14 protein-coding genes are annotated in these 14,254 nt (G+C 60.1%); 4 read left to right on the top strand and 10 right to left on the bottom strand.

Annotated features, from left to right (window positions below; genetic code table 11):
- Positions 1-89: 89 nt before the first annotated feature.
- Both GH663_RS03990 and GH663_RS03985 read right to left on the bottom strand, forming a co-directional pair.
- Positions 90-2,678, bottom strand: coding sequence for a bifunctional aconitate hydratase 2/2-methylisocitrate dehydratase (locus GH663_RS03990; RefSeq protein ID WP_153130818.1), 2,589 nt, complete (start codon positions 2,676-2,678; stop codon positions 90-92).
- Between the two features lie 444 nt (positions 2,679-3,122).
- Positions 3,123-3,326, bottom strand: a complete 204-nt coding sequence (locus tag GH663_RS03985; RefSeq protein ID WP_153130406.1) for a tautomerase family protein — start codon at positions 3,324-3,326, stop codon at positions 3,123-3,125.
- A 267-nt stretch (positions 3,327-3,593) separates the two neighbouring features.
- Here GH663_RS03985 and tal point away from each other — a divergent pair, with 267 nt between their 5' ends.
- Together tal and GH663_RS03975 are read left to right on the top strand one after the other, a co-directional pair.
- Positions 3,594-4,631, top strand: a complete 1,038-nt coding sequence (tal, locus tag GH663_RS03980) for a transaldolase (protein WP_153130405.1) — start codon at positions 3,594-3,596, stop codon at positions 4,629-4,631.
- A 5-nt stretch (positions 4,632-4,636) separates the two neighbouring features.
- Complete coding sequence (locus GH663_RS03975; RefSeq protein ID WP_153130404.1) at positions 4,637-5,188, top strand: DUF1439 domain-containing protein; 552 nt, start codon at positions 4,637-4,639, stop codon at positions 5,186-5,188.
- A gap of 31 nt (positions 5,189-5,219) precedes the next feature.
- Here the strand turns inward: GH663_RS03975 and GH663_RS03970 are convergent, their stop codons facing one another.
- Positions 5,220-5,651 (bottom strand): PaaI family thioesterase, encoded by a 432-nt coding sequence (locus GH663_RS03970; protein WP_153130403.1) that lies wholly within the window; start codon positions 5,649-5,651, stop codon positions 5,220-5,222.
- A gap of 32 nt (positions 5,652-5,683) precedes the next feature.
- Positions 5,684-6,898, bottom strand: coding sequence for an MFS transporter (locus GH663_RS03965; RefSeq protein WP_153130402.1), 1,215 nt, complete (start codon positions 6,896-6,898; stop codon positions 5,684-5,686).
- A gap of 102 nt (positions 6,899-7,000) precedes the next feature.
- Here GH663_RS03965 and GH663_RS03960 point away from each other — a divergent pair, with 102 nt between their 5' ends.
- Positions 7,001-7,927, top strand: coding sequence for a LysR family transcriptional regulator (locus GH663_RS03960; protein ID WP_153130401.1), 927 nt, complete (start codon positions 7,001-7,003; stop codon positions 7,925-7,927).
- On the opposite strand, the gene GH663_RS03955 is transcribed toward GH663_RS03960, so the two are convergent.
- The 4 genes from GH663_RS03955 to GH663_RS03940 all read right to left on the bottom strand — a co-directional run bounded on the left by GH663_RS03955 (position 7,924) and on the right by GH663_RS03940 (position 12,203).
- Positions 7,924-8,238: a YkgJ family cysteine cluster protein gene (locus GH663_RS03955; RefSeq protein WP_170291330.1), complete on the bottom strand. Its 315-nt coding sequence runs from the start codon at positions 8,236-8,238 to the stop codon at positions 7,924-7,926. The two genes, GH663_RS03960 and GH663_RS03955, sit on opposite strands and share 4 nt — an antisense overlap.
- Positions 8,235-8,912 carry a tRNA (guanine(46)-N(7))-methyltransferase TrmB gene (gene trmB / locus GH663_RS03950; protein WP_153130399.1) on the bottom strand — a complete coding sequence of 226 codons (678 nt, stop codon included), beginning with the start codon at positions 8,910-8,912 and terminating at the stop codon, positions 8,235-8,237. The genes GH663_RS03955 and trmB overlap by 4 nt, the downstream gene beginning before the upstream one ends.
- On the bottom strand, positions 8,909-9,868 hold the full coding sequence (locus tag GH663_RS03945) for a tRNA dihydrouridine synthase (protein ID WP_153130398.1): 960 nt from the start codon (positions 9,866-9,868) through the stop codon (positions 8,909-8,911). Before GH663_RS03945 ends, trmB begins: the two co-directional genes overlap by 4 nt.
- A gap of 379 nt (positions 9,869-10,247) precedes the next feature.
- Positions 10,248-12,203: an ATP-binding protein gene (locus GH663_RS03940; RefSeq protein ID WP_153130397.1), complete on the bottom strand. Its 1,956-nt coding sequence runs from the start codon at positions 12,201-12,203 to the stop codon at positions 10,248-10,250.
- Positions 12,204-12,668: 465 nt separating this feature from the next.
- Here GH663_RS03940 and GH663_RS03935 point away from each other — a divergent pair, with 465 nt between their 5' ends.
- Positions 12,669-13,088, top strand: coding sequence for a putative toxin-antitoxin system toxin component, PIN family (locus tag GH663_RS03935; protein ID WP_153130396.1), 420 nt, complete (start codon positions 12,669-12,671; stop codon positions 13,086-13,088).
- Positions 13,089-13,091: 3 nt separating this feature from the next.
- Here the strand turns inward: GH663_RS03935 and GH663_RS03930 are convergent, their stop codons facing one another.
- Entirely contained in the window at positions 13,092-13,463 is a 372-nt protein-coding gene (locus GH663_RS03930) for a hypothetical protein (protein ID WP_153130395.1), read from the bottom strand.
- Positions 13,460-14,233 (bottom strand): peroxide stress protein YaaA, encoded by a 774-nt coding sequence (yaaA, locus tag GH663_RS03925; protein ID WP_153130394.1) that lies wholly within the window; start codon positions 14,231-14,233, stop codon positions 13,460-13,462. The genes GH663_RS03930 and yaaA overlap by 4 nt, the downstream gene beginning before the upstream one ends.
- Between the last annotated feature and the right edge of the window lie 21 nt (positions 14,234-14,254).

Raw genomic sequence — 14,254 nt, 5'->3', positions numbered from 1 at the left:
GAGCGTAATGAAAAAGCCCCCGCCAGTTTCCCGGCGGGGGCTTTTTAATGTCCTGCGGTCGACGCCGTAAAAGCGTCGATTTTCGCAACTTACATCTCGACGGTCGCAGCCTGCTCGACGAACTCCGGAATCTGGTCGAAGTTCATGTAGCGATAGACTTCGCCGGCCTTGGCGTTCACCAGCTTGATCTGCTCCATGTATTCCGGAACGGTCACGATGCGGCCGGCCAGGGCGCACATGGCGGCCAGTTCGGCGGAACCGAGGTACACCTGGGTGTCGATACCAAGGCGGTTCGGGAAGTTGCGGGTGGAGGTGGAGATCGCGGTGGAGCCCTTGCGGATCTGTGCCTGGTTGCCCATACACAGCGAGCAGCCCGGCATTTCCATGCGCGCGCCGGACTTGCCGAGGACGCCGTAGTAGCCTTCTTCGGTCAGGATCAGCGCATCCATCTTGGTCGGCGGAGCGATCCACAGACGGGTCGGGATGTCCGACTTGCCTTCGAGGACCTTGCCGGCGGCACGGAAGTGGCCGATGTTGGTCATGCAGGAGCCGATGAAGACTTCGTCGATCTTGGCGCCGGCGACTTCGGAGAGGATCTTGACGTCGTCCGGATCGTTCGGGCAGGCCAGGATCGGCTCGGTGACTTCAGCCAGATCGATTTCGATGACGGCGGCGTACTGGGCGTTGACGTCAGCCTTCAACAGCGTGCCGTTGGCAATCCAGTCTTCCATGGCATTGATGCGGCGCTTCAGGGTGCGGGCATCCTGATAGCCTTCGGCGATCATCCACTTCATCAGGGTGATGTTCGAACGCATGTACTCGACGATCGGTTCCTTGTTCAGGGCGATGGCGCAAGCAGCGGCGGAACGCTCGGCGGCGGCGTCGGACAGTTCGAAGGCCTGTTCGACCTTGAGATCCGGCAGACCTTCGATTTCGAGGATGCGGCCGGAGAAGACGTTCTTCTTGCCCTTCTTCTCGACGGTCAGCAGGCCAGCCTTGATGGCGTACAGCGGAATGGCGTTAACCAGGTCGCGCAGGGTGATGCCGTCCTGCATCTTGCCCTTGAAGCGGACCAGTACGGATTCCGGCATGTCCAGCGGCATGACGCCGGTGGCGGCGGCAAAGGCGACCAGACCGGAACCGGCCGGGAAGGAGATGCCGATCGGGAAACGGGTGTGCGAGTCACCGCCGGTACCGACGGTGTCCGGCAGCAGCAGGCGGTTCAGCCAGGAGTGGATGACGCCGTCGCCCGGACGCAGCGAGACGCCGCCACGGGTCGAGATGAAGGACGGCAGTTCGCGGTGCATCTTGACGTCGACCAGCTTCGGATAAGCCGCGGTGTGGCAGAAGGACTGCATGACCAGATCGGCGGAGAAGCCGAGGCAGGCCAGATCCTTCAGTTCGTCGCGGGTCATCGGGCCGGTGGTGTCTTGCGAACCGACGGTGGTCATCTTCGGCTCGCAGTAGGTGCCCGGCAGGATGCCAGTCACGCCACAGGCCTTGCCGACCATCTTCTGGGCCAGCGAGTAGCCCTTGCCGTCGTCGGCCGGGTTCTGCGGCAGGCGGAACAGCGTGGATTGCGGCAGGCCGAGGAATTCGCGCGCCTTGGTGGTCAGGCCACGGCCGATGATCAGCGGAATACGGCCGCCGGCACGGACTTCGTCCATGATCACGGCAGTCTTGAGCTGCGATTCGGCGATCACGGTGCCGTTCTTCAGCGCGGTGACCTTGGCGGTAGCGGCATCGACACGCAGTTCGATCTCGTCGCCCATGTCCATCTGGCCGCAATCGAGTTCGATCGGCAGCGCGCCGGCATCTTCCATGGTGTTGAAGAAGATCGGGGCGATCTTGGAGCCGAGGCAGACGCCACCGAAACGCTTGTTCGGGACGAAAGGAATGTCTTCGCCGGTGAACCACAGCACCGAGTTGGTGGCCGACTTGCGGGAAGAACCGGTACCGACGACGTCGCCGACGTAGGCGATCAGGTTGCCCTTCTTGGCCAGCGCTTCGAGTTGCTTGATCGGGCCGCGCGAACCCGGCTCGTCGGCTTCGATACCCGGACGCGGGTTCTTCAGCATGGCCAGGGCGTGCAGCGGGATGTCAGGACGCGACCAGGCATCCGGTGCCGGCGACAGGTCGTCGGTATTGGTTTCGCCGGTGACCTTGAAGACGGTCAGCTTCTGCGAAGCCGGAACTTCCGGACGCGAGGTAAACCACTCGCCGTCAGCCCAGGACTGGATGACGTTCTTGGCATTGGCGTTGCCGGCCTTGGCCAGCTCGGCGACATCGTGGAAGAAGTCGAACACCAGCAGGGTCTTCTTCAGGCCTTCGGCGGCGACGGCGCCGCAGGTCGGGCAGGCAAGCAGGTCGATCAGCGGCTTGACGTTGTAACCGCCGAGCATGGTGCCGAGCAGTTCGGTGGCTTTTTCCTTGGAGATCAGGGCGCAGGCTTCTTCGCCCTTGGCGACCTTGGCCAGGAACTCGGCCTTGACCTTGGCGGCATCATCCACACCGGCCGGAACGCGGTAGGTAATCAGCTCGACCAGAGCGGCTTCTTCGCCCTTCGGCGGATTCTTCAGCAGGCCGACCAGTTCGGTGGTCTGTTGCTTGGACAGGGGCAGCGGCGGGATACCGAGGGCTGCACGCTCTGCTACGTGGGCGCGATAGGCTTCAAGCACGGCGACTTCCTTTCGTAAAGGGTTGCTCTGGGAAAACGAATATTTTACGACAATGGCGACGGCCGAATGGTTCGGCATGTTGCTTCCCAAGGCCGGCCCGCAAGTCTTATATATTATATGTTATCTCACCGCTTTTGCTAAGTGCGGCATGCGCCGGCGCCAGACCCCGGCGGTCGACTGCTCAAAATTTGCGCAAAGCAGGAAAAGGCTTGCCAGATCAATGGATTGGCCAGCTTGCCCAGAGCTTATCCACAGACTTACCCGACTAAAACGGGGATAAAAATTATCTATTCCCAGAACAGCGAATCTGCCCAATTCTTGAGCACACCCCCACAAACGCTGCGCCATCAATGACTTGGCGAATCTATCCAGCGCTTATCCACAGACTTACCCAATAAAAAAGTGGATAAACGCTGCTTATACACAGCGCCGGACCGCTTGAAACTATTGCCCGCGCTGGCGGCGGAGGGTGACGCTTTCGCCGCCGATCCCCCAGTTGTCGGTCTCCACTTCATCAATGACGACGACCGTGGTTTGCGGATTCTTGCCAAGCACCGTGCGCAGCAGTTCGGTAACGCCGTGGATCAGTTCGGCCTTCTGCTCCGCGGTCGCCCCTTCGCGGGTGATCTTGATATTGACGTAGGGCATCGCGCTCTCCTGAAATGTGAAAACAGGCAGCCTAACGCAAAGGCCGCGCTCGGAAAATTGCATTGTGGCGATAGCTTTGATCTGAATAAGCGATAGCCGGGCGGCAGTCGCCCATTTTTTGAGCAACGCTTCTTTTCCCTTGCCGGACAATGGATTAGCGAAACCATCCCGAGCTTATCCACAGACTTACCCGACCAAAACGGGGATAAATAGAATTTATGAAAGTGCGCTGCTAGACTGACGTTTTTAGCTAACGGACCCACGCGCATGTCTCGCATCAAAGCCATCGCCCCGCTCGGCCAGCAGATCTGGCTGGACAACCTGACCCGCCAGTTGCTCGATTCCGGCGAACTTGCCCGCTGGATCGCCGACGACGCCATTGCCGGCGTCACTTCCAACCCGGCCATCTTCTATAACGCGATTCGCACCGACCCCGGCTACCAGGCCGAAGCCGCCCGCCTGAAGAGTGCTGCGGTCACCCCGGAAAAACGCTTCGAAACGCTGGTCCTGCCCGATATCCGCCGGGCCTGCGAGCTGTTCGCCCCCCTCCATGCCGCCAGCCAAGGCCAAGCCGGCTTCGTCAGTTTCGAGGTGGCACCGAGCCTGGCCGACGACGCAGCCGGCACGCTGGCTGCCGCCCGCCGGCTGTGGCAGGAAATCGACCGGCCGAACGCGATGATCAAGATTCCGGCAACCACCGCCGGCCTGACGGCGATTGCCGACGCCATCGCCGAAGGCATCAACGTCAATGTCACGCTGATCTTCGGGCCGGCCCAACTGGCCAGCGTCCAGGCCGCCTACCGCGCCGGCATCGAGCGCCGTTTTGCCGCCGGCCAGCCGGTCGACCGCATCGCTTCGGTGGCCAGCGTCTTCATCAGCCGCCTCGACAGCCTGCTCGACCCCAAGCTGCCGGTTGAATTGCAGGGCAAGACCGCCATCGCCTTCGCCCGCAACGAATACGCCCGCTGGCAGCAGTCCGCCGCCCTGCCCGGCGGCGCCCGGCAACAGATGCTGCTCTGGGCCTCGACCTCGACCAAGAACCCGGCCTACCGCGATGTAATTTACGTCGAGGAACTGATCGGCGCTGGCACCGTCAATACCGTGCCCGACGTCACCCTCACCGCCTTCCGCGACCACGGCGAAGCGGCTGCCACGCTGGGTCGCCAGCTCGATGCCGCGCAGGCGCAACTGGCTGCCCTCGCCGCCCTGGGCATCGACCTCGATGCCGTCGGCCAGGAATTGCTGGCAGCCGGCCTCAAGCAGTTTGCCGAGGCCTTCGCCAAGCTGCTGGAACTGGTGCAGTAGCCAGCATGAAAACGACGCGCTTCGCGCTATTGCTCGCCGCCGGCCTGGCCCTGGTCGGCAGCGTCGGCGCCGCCCTGTTCGACCGGGAAGTGGTGTTTTCGGAAACGGAAATCCAGAATTCGCTGCTCAAGAACGGTCAGCTGTCGCAAAACTACGGCGGCTGGATGACCGTGACGCTGCGCGAGGCGCCACGCATCACGCTAGGCAACCCGGAAGGCAAGGTCGGCATCGCCGCCCGCCTGTACATCGCGCTGCTTGGCGGCAGCGCCGTACCGGTCGATGTCACCGGGACGGCCGGCGTCCGCTACGACGACCAGCGCAAAGCCTTCTTCCTAGAAAACCCGGTCGCCCACAGCATCGAATCGCAGGCCATACCGCGCGAAGCGGCGCCAGGGGCCAAGCAGGCGATCAACGCGCTAATCGCCAGCTATTTCCGCAGCAAGCCGGTCTATGTGCTGCGCGAGGACGGCAGCGCCGAGGAAATCGCCGCCCGCTGGCTGCTGCGCAGCATCCGCATCGAACCCGGCCGCGTCGTGGCGACGCTGTCGCCGTCCTGAAGCCAGGACGGCGCTTAAACCAAGCCGAAACTCAGCCCTTCGGCCAGAGAATCATCTGCGTGCAGCGGAAGAGTGCGATCTTCCGCCCGTTCGCCTCATCGGTGACCACCGCATCCCAGACCTGCGTATTGCGCCCGAGATGCTGCGCCGTCGCCACGCAGGCGATGCTGCCCTCCTTGACCGTACCGAGATGGTTGCTCTTCAGTTCGATGGTGGTGAAGGACTGGGCACCGTCCGGCAGATGGGCGATGGTCGCGTAGCCGCAGGTCGTATCGGCCAGCGCGACGACACTCGCCGCATGCAGGAAGTCGTTCGGGGCGAAATGCAGTTTCTTGACCGGCATCCGGCTGCTTACGGTATTCGGCGCCAGGCTGAGGATCTGGATGCCGAGATAGCCCGGCAGGTATTCCTGGCCGCGCTCGTTCAACTCGGCAATGGATACATCGCTACGTAGTGTCGTCATGGGTGCTGTTCTCCTTTTATTTTGTATTCTGTTCAGGCAACCGCCAGTTTCGGGGCGATCGGCGCTTCGCGGATCGGCAGATTGATGATCGCCGCCGCCAGGGCCAGCGCCATGTCGGCGTACCACATCCAGCCGAAGTCGCCGAACTGCGTAATCACCAGCCCGCCCAGGTAAGCGCCGAGGAAGCCGCCGATCTGGTGGCTGAGCAGGGTCAGGCCGAACAGCGTCGCCAGATAGCGAATGCCGAACAGCTTGCCGACGATGGCGGCGGTCGGCGGCACGGTGGCCAGCCAGGTGAAACCGAGGCCGGCGGCGAACAGATAGAAGGTCAGCTCGGTGCGCGGCGCCATCAGGTAAAGCGCGATCAGCACGGCGCGCGAGGCATACATCGCGGCCAACACGTACTTGCTGCGGTACTTGGCGACGCAGGAACCGGCGTACAGGCTGCCGAAAATATTGGCCAGCCCGATGATGGCCAGCGACCAGCTGGCGACCGCCGGCGGCAGACCGCACAGATTGACCTCGCCCGGCAGATGGGTGACCAAGAAGGCGATATGGAAGCCGCAGGTAAAGAAGCCGGCATGCAGCAGCAGGTAGCTCGGATCTTTCATCGCCGTGCCGACCGCCCGCTTCAGGCCGCCTTCTTCATGCGTGTGCGCAACGTGCCCGTCCACCGGCCGGGTCAGCTTGCCGATCAGCGGCAAGGCGGCCAGCGTCATTAGGGCCATCGCCCACATGGCGCCCATCCAGCCGATGCCCTGGATCAGTTTCTGCAGGATCGGGGCAAAAACGAACTGGCCGAAGGAACCGCCGGCATTGATGACGCCGGAAGCGGCACCACGCGACTCAATCGGCAGGCGCTGGGCGGCAGCGCCGATCAGCACCGAAAAACTGCCCGCCCCCGAACCAATCGCCGAAAGCAGGCCGAGCGAAACGACCAGACCGAAACCGGTGCCCATGAACGGGGTGATGGCGCAACCGAGGGCGAGGATGACCAGACCGCCGACCAGCACGGCGCGCGGCCCGTAACGGTCGGCCACGGCGCCAGCCACCGGCTGGATCGCCCCCCAGGTGAATTGGCCGACGGCCAGCGCCAGGCTGATGCTGGCAATACCGAGGCCGGTACTGGCGTCGATCGGCGCGATGAACAGGCCGAGCGACTGGCGGGCGCCCATGGTGACCATCAGGATGCCGGCGGCGGCCAGCGTGACGATCAGGATGTCGGGGCGATTCAATGAACGCAACATATGCTTATTCCAAAATTCTTGTTCGAGACCACACTATAGTTAGCAAATCCGTTGGCAAAAAGCCGATAATTCGGCCCACTACGTCAACGGATCATTGACAATATGCAATGGCTCAACAGTTGGGAGGCCTTCGTCAAGGTCGTCGAAAGCGGCAGTATGGCAGCGGCGGCGCGCCGGCTGGACTGTTCACGGGCGCAGATCAGCAAGCAGGTGGCAGAACTGGAACAGAGTTTCGGCGTCCGCCTGTTCGAACGCTCGACCCGCAAGCTCAGTCTGACGCCCTCCGGCGAAATCTTTCACCAGCATGCGCTGCGCGCCCTGGAAGCGATCCACAGCACCGAAGTCGCCGTCCGCAACCTGGGCGATGCGCCGCACGGCGTGCTGCGCATCAGCGCCTCGATCACCTTCGGCCGCCTGTACATCGCGCCGCTGCTACCAAAAATCGTCGCCAAATACCCGGAGCTGACCTGCGAACTGGTGCTGACCGACGCTCTGGTCGACCTGCTCGAAGACAACATCGACCTCGCGCTACGCCTGACCAAGAGCCCGCCGCAGGATGCCGTGGCGCGCAAGCTGGCGCACATGAAACGGGTGATCTGCGCAACGCCGGCCTACTTCGCGGCGCATGGTGAGCCGAAGACGCCGCACGAACTCAGCCATCACCAGTGCTTCACCTTCCTGCTCGCCGACGACAGCCGGGAGTGGCAGCTACTCGACCGCAACGGTGATGAAATCCGCATTCCGATCGACAGCAAGATCCGTTTCAACAACGTCGATTGCATTCTCGACGCCACGCTGGCCGGGCATGGTATCGCGCTGCTGCCGACCTACCTGTGCGGCCCGGAAATCGCCGCCGGCCGACTCAAGACGCTATTCGACGATTTCGAGCCGATGAGCAGCTTCGGCCGCCATCTTTACGCCTGCTATACGCCGAGCCGGGTCCGCGTGCCGAAAGTTCGGGTCTTGCTCGATGAACTGGCCAGCCTGTTCCAGCCTGCCCCGCCCTGGGAAAGCGCGGCCAGCGCTTAAAGCGGCGGCAGGCCGCAGCGCTGCCGGGCCCGCCCGCAGGCGGCATGCTCGGTATCGAATTCGCGGCAGGGCGACGGTCGACCGTCGTAAATGGTGCAATTTACCGCCACCCCGATCTCGCCGGCCAGCGCCACGCAGCGCGCCGGGCTGGCATCGGTGCCGGCCATGCGGACGATGTTGGCGGTGACCGGCAAAGTCATGGCCGGCGGCACGCCCTGCCCCCAGGAAAAAGCGCCGCCGGCCAGCTCGGCCGGGTGGAAATCGACGCGAAAGCTGACACAGCAAGCGCCGCAGGACTGGCAGACGCTCATTGCAGACTGACCCGGCAGCGCCATAGCTGATGGCCGGAAGCGAGGTATTTCTTCTCGAAAGGCGTCATCGGATCGTCGGTGGCATATGGCTCGGCGGCGACCGGCTGGCCGGTGAGCAGGGTCAGCGCCTGCGCCATTTCCTCGATGTAGATGCGCCAGTTGCTGCGGCATTCCAGTTCGCCGCCCAGTTCGCGCCAGACCGGAAACACCGCATGCCCCTGCCAGCGCCGGGCCAGGTGGCCGATCTTCGGCCACGGGTTCGGGTAGAGGTTGTAATGGCGGGCCAGCCGCACGCCGTGCTCGGCCAGCAGGCGCCAGAAATCGACCAGATCGGCACGGATCAGCACGGCATTGGCCGGCAGCGCCATCGGCTTGCCGCGCCCGATGCGGTCGCTCGACTGATCGACGCCGAACACGAAATGATCGGGAAACTGCTCGGCCAGCCGCAGCGTGCTCCAGCCGACGCCGCAACCGGCATCCAGGATCAGCGGCGCATCTGGTTGCCAGGCGGCGCGGGCAGCCATGGCGGCGGCGAAGGCCTCCCGGTTGTAATCGAGGATCGGCTTGCGGAACGGGTGCGCCATGTGGCGGCGGACGAGTTCCTCCAGGTCGCGGTGCGGCCCGTCCTGGGCGCTGGAGATGAACCGCGAATTGCCGTCGTGGGTGGCGCTCATTGCAGCACCGGCCTTTCCTGCAGCACGCCGGCGGCGAGTAACGCCGCATCGATCCCCTCCGCCGTCTTGATCGGGCGCAGGGTCTGGTAGAGCACTTCGGCTTCCGGGTATGTACGGCGCAACAGGGCCAGCCATTGCTTGACGCGGCCGCCGGCATGCTCCGGCACCACCTTGTGGCGCACGCCCAGCCAGTAGGCGGCGACGCCGGGCACCACCTCGGCCCAGCCGCCGGTTGCCTCGCCGCGCACCTTGCGCGGCAACAGCGGGTCGGCGATGACGCCGCGGCCGAGCATGATGTCGGCGCAGCCGGAAACCTGCTGGCAATTCCGGAAATCCTCGGCCGTCCACACCTCGCCATTGGCGATCAGCGGAATGCTCACCGCCGCCCGCACCTTGTCGATCCATTCCCAGCGCGCCGGCGGCCGGTAGCCATCGACCTTGGTCCGGCCATGCACGATCAGTTCGTCGATGCCGCCGGCCTGCAGGGCCAGCGCGCAGTCGACGGCGCGGCTGGTGTCCTCGATGCCGAGGCGCATTTTTGCCGTAAACGGGATGTCGACCGGCACCACCGCCCGTACCGCGCTGACGATTTCATGAAGTAGTTCCGGCTCACCGAGCAGCGCCGAACCGCCGCGATGCCGGAACACGGTCGGCGCCGGGCAGCCGAAATTGATGTCCACGCCGGCCGGGTTCAGCGTCACCAGGCGACGCGCGTTTTCGGCCATGAAATGCGGGTCGGAGCCGAGCAGCTGGACACGCATCGGCGTACCGGCTGCCGTCTTGCCGCCCGTCAGCAGCTCCGGGCAGATCCGCTCGTAGGTCTTGACCGGCAGCACGCTGTTGGAAACCCGGACAAATTCACAAATGCCCCAGTCGTAGCCGCCAATGCCGGTCAGCACGCCGCGCAACAGATTGTCGGCGAGCCCCTCCATCGGGGCGAGAAGAATACGGGACATTTACGGGAATTCCGGGCAAGGCGCTGAAGAGCCGCGCATTATAAGCTGCGGAGCCCCCAAAAACAAAAACCAGAAAGCCACCTAACTATTTAATTTTTAATATGTTTTAGGCATCAGCCTGGATTTTATGATTTCAAAATTCAACTCGTTTTGAAATGCAATCAATACGAAGAGTAGTATTGATGAAGTGGGCTAAGCCTGCATTGACAGTATTAATCGACGGTCAGTTTCTGACTACTATCGGCAGTTTGGTCAAAAGCTACCCTCGGAGTCTTTAAGATGGGGACGTCCAACGTTTGAAATAACTGGCGCCGGAGCGCCAGCGGAGGGAACCAAAAAGCGCAGCTTTTTGGCGTCCGGTTAATGGAATTGCTCGACGTCAGTTCATATACCTTTTCTGCTGATTCGCCTCTTCCTGAGGGGCGTTATTAAGATAAGAGATAAGCTCTGATAGAACAATTAGGTCCATGCGCCTTTCGCCGGTATTTTCGTCGTGGAGCTCATGTGTTATGCCGTGGAATTGCCTGAGATGGATGTTCTCAGGATGGAGAAGGGTTACTGCCTGATATCTTTCGCGAAACCTGTCCTCCATATTCCAAACTATGGCAAGGTCAATAGAGGATTCTGACTTTTCTCCGTTCTCGAACTCAGCAATCAAAGAGTCTAGGCCATGTTTAAATTCAAGAACATAAGGCTTCGATACAAAGCCCTCGGAAATGCTTTCGTTTTCGACTCCGAGAGGATTCTTTCCTTTATCAAAAAGGTGGTTCGATAGTGGTGGGTTCAAATGGAACCTATACAACCCATCATATTGCTTATGGCTACTTGCGGCCATAATCTTAATCCCTCGAATAACTCCACCAGCAACCAATTGATTAAAAAGGGCAACAACGTCTTGCTCTGAATTTGGTTCGGCCGAGATAGACACTTCGTTGATTGGCACAAAGAAATTGGGGTTCTTTAAGTTGATTGGATGTGTCTTCTCGTGTTCTTTCTGGCTGTTTATCCATTCATCAATATTAAGATTTTCTTGATGGGCAGTTCCTGGGCCGCTATCTACCAGGAGATTGCTTCGCCACGCTTTTAGCCTGTTAACGACACTAACCGAAATTCTCTCGCTGAGTTTTTGTAGCTCGGGTTGAAAACCCTTTCTACCCAGATCCGGATCGGCGTTGCTCAGATGAGCGACTACATGGGCCTGATTTTGGTAGCCAATATTTGACGTTAGAGGAATTGTGATTAGTTCCCCCTGAGGCATGGCATTCGTGGCTAGCTGTAGTCCGCCTCGAAGTATGCGTTGCCCCTTTCGCAAACCCGCAGTCTCATCATTAAATTTGTCAAAAACCCTGACGGCTGAGTAGCAAAAAAAACCGTAAGCCCATACGCCGTATTTTTCGATTAGTTCTTTGTCTTCATCGGACTGAACAAGATTCTTAAGTGACTCTGTGTTCCAATATTCGTACACCCCATTCAACTTTTTGAATTTCGGGGGTAGCTTAGTTGCATCTTTGCCTTGCTCTAGTAATTCTTTCTGTGTCTTGGTGATGTCTGATATGCGTACGCAAGCCTTTATAACCGAGTGCGGGAATATGTATTCACACGACTGATCTAGTAGTTTTGTTGTGACGCCGTTTTCATCAATAACATGAAGATCAAAGCTGACTTCTGATTTCGACTCGTCATTAATGATTTGGCCAAGTGGCGTTTTAATCAGCAACAGGTGCTTCCACTGATCTGCGGTTGTTGCGCCAATCCAGCCAAGATTTTTGGGGCGAACATTGCCTTCAAACTTGAGCGAGAAGCGACTCCCACGATCAATGTCTTCCAGAACCGATGCCTTGCCGCTCACTGTTTTTACCGTGGGCCTTGCTACAGAAGCATCTTCGTCATCAACCCACGCGCGACCATTCAGAATTTGGGTGTTTGCGCAGTAGTCAGGGGTCTTGGTTTCTATTTCGAGATTGTTAAATCCGTACGCAAGATAAGTGGCACCAACCCCCTTGTTTCCTCGGCTATTTTTTGAGTTCTTGAAGGATATGCTAGGAGATAGGAATGTTTTGAATTGTGCGTCAGAGAAGCCAATCCCATTATCCCTTACCGTGAGCGTATTGTTCTTTAGATCAATCTCAATCCAAAGTTTTTTCTTGTAATTTTCCGGCTTCAATTGACTTTTTCGTAAGTCAACTGCATCCATTGAATTTTGGATAAGCTCACAGAACGGATCAAAGAATCCGACGTACGATTTGAGGATGTTTTTAATTTCTCGCTTCTTCGCGGCAGCCACAATTTCGGAGGTTGCCGAGCCTTGAATTTCAAGTGGATCCCAGTTTTCCATTTACTTTCCTATTGAAGAGAGTTGTGTGACACCGAACGTAAAGTAGACGTTAATTTTGCAGGGTTTCTCGAATTCGAGATGGATAACTTGGCAACGATAATTGGCTTAATTAATTGTTTTATATGCAATTTTTAAGATGCTGCCAGCTGTATCAACTACTTAATTTTCCGCCAAACCCTGCATACACCAAAAGGTGCCAATGGCATTATACGACTGCTTTCGGGCAACTCGACCGCCGGCCGCTTCTGGCCGCTTGCACTCATCGAGATTCTTCACTCGAATGACGGCATTCCTGCGCCATTGCCGCCATTGCTATTTCACAGTTCAAGCATGTCTATGACGAATGCCCCATGTTGTTTTTTAACTCTCGAAAATGACAAAGCACAGAAGAAACAACACATACAAATCAATCAGTTAAAGTTACAATTTTTATTCTTTGATGGCCTTTGAGTTACAATCCGCGCCATGCTGCGCTTTGTTCTCGATACCAACGTCGTCCTCGATCTCTTCCACTGGGCCAATACCGATGCCGTGCCGATCATGGCCGCGCTCGAAGCCGGGCAGATCGAATGCTTTGCCGACGAGCGCACGCTCGACGAGTTGCAGCGGGTGCTGACCTACCCGCAACTGAAAATGACGCCGGACATGATCAGCGAGCGCTACGCCCGCTACAGCGGCCTGATCCAGCTCGTGCCCCCCGGCGAGGCGCCGCACCTGCCGCGCTGCAAGGACCGCGACGACCAGAAGTTCCTCGAACTGGCCGCCCGCTGCGCCGCCAATGTACTGGTCAGCAAGGACAAGGCCCTGCTCCGGCTGCGCGGCCGGACGACGCTCGCTTTCCAGATCATGAAGCCGGCGGCGGCGTCGGCCCTGCTCGCCGGCTGAAACTCAGTCGGCTGCCGCGCCGTCGAGCAGCCGTTCGCACTCGACCAGCATAGAGTCGGCCAGTTCCGAGTGATAGCGCGGGTCGAGCGCTTCCATCATTTCATGGGCGGTGTACATCCCCGCTTCGCGCGACAGGGTGCCGGCGATCTGCCGCGCCAGTTGATCGCTCAAGCCGGAAAGCTGGCGGCGCTCGCTGAGCGGCAAGCTGCGTTTCGAGCGCGCCAGCCAGTCGGCGGCCAGACTCGCCCCCTGCGCCTCGGTCAGCCACTGGCCATGTTCGTAGAAGGCTGACAGGCGTTCGGCGGCGAGCGCAAAGATCAGCGCCACCCGCGTCCCGCGCTCGCTGATCGACGGCCGTTCCGGAAAGCCGCTCACGCTTCGCGCCGGCGGAAAACCCAGCGCTGCTCATCCGACACTTCCGGCGCGAAGGCGTAGCCGTCGATGTCGAAATCCTTCAGCCCTTCCGGCGCGCGCAGGCGGTTGAGGACGGCGTAGCGCGTCATCAGGCCGCGTGCCCGCTTGGCGTAGAAACTGATGATCTTGTACTTGCCGTTCTTCCAGTCCTCGAACACCGGCTGGATCAACTGGCCGTTGAGCTTGCGACCAACCGCCGCCTTGAAATATTCCTCGGAGGCGAGGTTGACCGCGACCGGGCGCGGCATTTCGGCTAGTTCGCCATTGATTGCATCGAGCAGGCGCTCGCCCCAGAAGGCGTAGAGATCCTTGCCGGCCTTGTTGGCGAAGCGGGTGCCCATTTCCAGCCGGTAGGGCTGGATCAGGTCGAGCGGTTTCAGGATGCCGTAGAGACCAGAGAGGATGCGCACCTGCTGCTGGGCGAAGTCGAGGTCGTCGGCAGCCAGCGTCCTGGCGCTCAGGCCGTCATAGACATCGCCATCGAAGGCGAGCGCCGCCTGCTTGGCATTGTCCGGCGTGAACGGCAGCGACCACTCGGCGTAACGGTTGAAATTGAGCAGGGCCAGCGGGTCGGAGAGATCCATCAGTTGGGCGATGTCGGCCGGCGCCAGCTTGCGCAACTGTTTGATCAGCGCTTCGGATTGTTTCAGATGGGCCGGCAGCGTATGCGTGGCGACGTGCGGCGGCGTCTTGTAGTCGAGCGACTTGGCGGGGGAGAGGAAGATCAGCATGCCGGCGATTTTACCGGAAGG

It is taken from the genome of Dechloromonas hortensis (assembly GCF_009469765.1).
GTDB lineage: Bacteria > Pseudomonadota > Gammaproteobacteria > Burkholderiales > Rhodocyclaceae > Azonexus > Azonexus hortensis.
This window is presented reverse-complemented; position numbering and strand designations above follow the sequence as displayed.

Bases quoted from the DNA above. Each gene is read 5' to 3' on its own strand.
- yaaA (WP_153130394.1), bottom strand. From the start codon at position 14,233: ATGCTGATCTTCCTCTCCCCCGCCAAGTCGCTCGACTACAAGACGCCG.
- GH663_RS03940 (WP_153130397.1), bottom strand. From the start codon at position 12,203: ATGGAAAACTGGGATCCACTTGAAATTCAAGGCTCGGCAACCTCCGAA.
- GH663_RS03975 (WP_153130404.1), top strand. From the start codon at position 4,637: ATGAAAACGACGCGCTTCGCGCTATTGCTCGCCGCCGGCCTGGCCCTG.
- GH663_RS03935 (WP_153130396.1), top strand. From the start codon at position 12,669: ATGCTGCGCTTTGTTCTCGATACCAACGTCGTCCTCGATCTCTTCCAC.
- GH663_RS03985 (WP_153130406.1), bottom strand. From the start codon at position 3,326: ATGCCCTACGTCAATATCAAGATCACCCGCGAAGGGGCGACCGCGGAG.
- GH663_RS03970 (WP_153130403.1), bottom strand. From the start codon at position 5,651: ATGACGACACTACGTAGCGATGTATCCATTGCCGAGTTGAACGAGCGC.
- GH663_RS03945 (WP_153130398.1), bottom strand. From the start codon at position 9,868: ATGTCCCGTATTCTTCTCGCCCCGATGGAGGGGCTCGCCGACAATCTG.
- GH663_RS03955 (WP_170291330.1), bottom strand. From the start codon at position 8,238: ATGAGCGTCTGCCAGTCCTGCGGCGCTTGCTGTGTCAGCTTTCGCGTC.
- GH663_RS03960 (WP_153130401.1), top strand. From the start codon at position 7,001: ATGCAATGGCTCAACAGTTGGGAGGCCTTCGTCAAGGTCGTCGAAAGC.
- trmB (WP_153130399.1), bottom strand. From the start codon at position 8,912: ATGAGCGCCACCCACGACGGCAATTCGCGGTTCATCTCCAGCGCCCAG.
- tal (WP_153130405.1), top strand. From the start codon at position 3,594: ATGTCTCGCATCAAAGCCATCGCCCCGCTCGGCCAGCAGATCTGGCTG.
- GH663_RS03965 (WP_153130402.1), bottom strand. From the start codon at position 6,898: ATGTTGCGTTCATTGAATCGCCCCGACATCCTGATCGTCACGCTGGCC.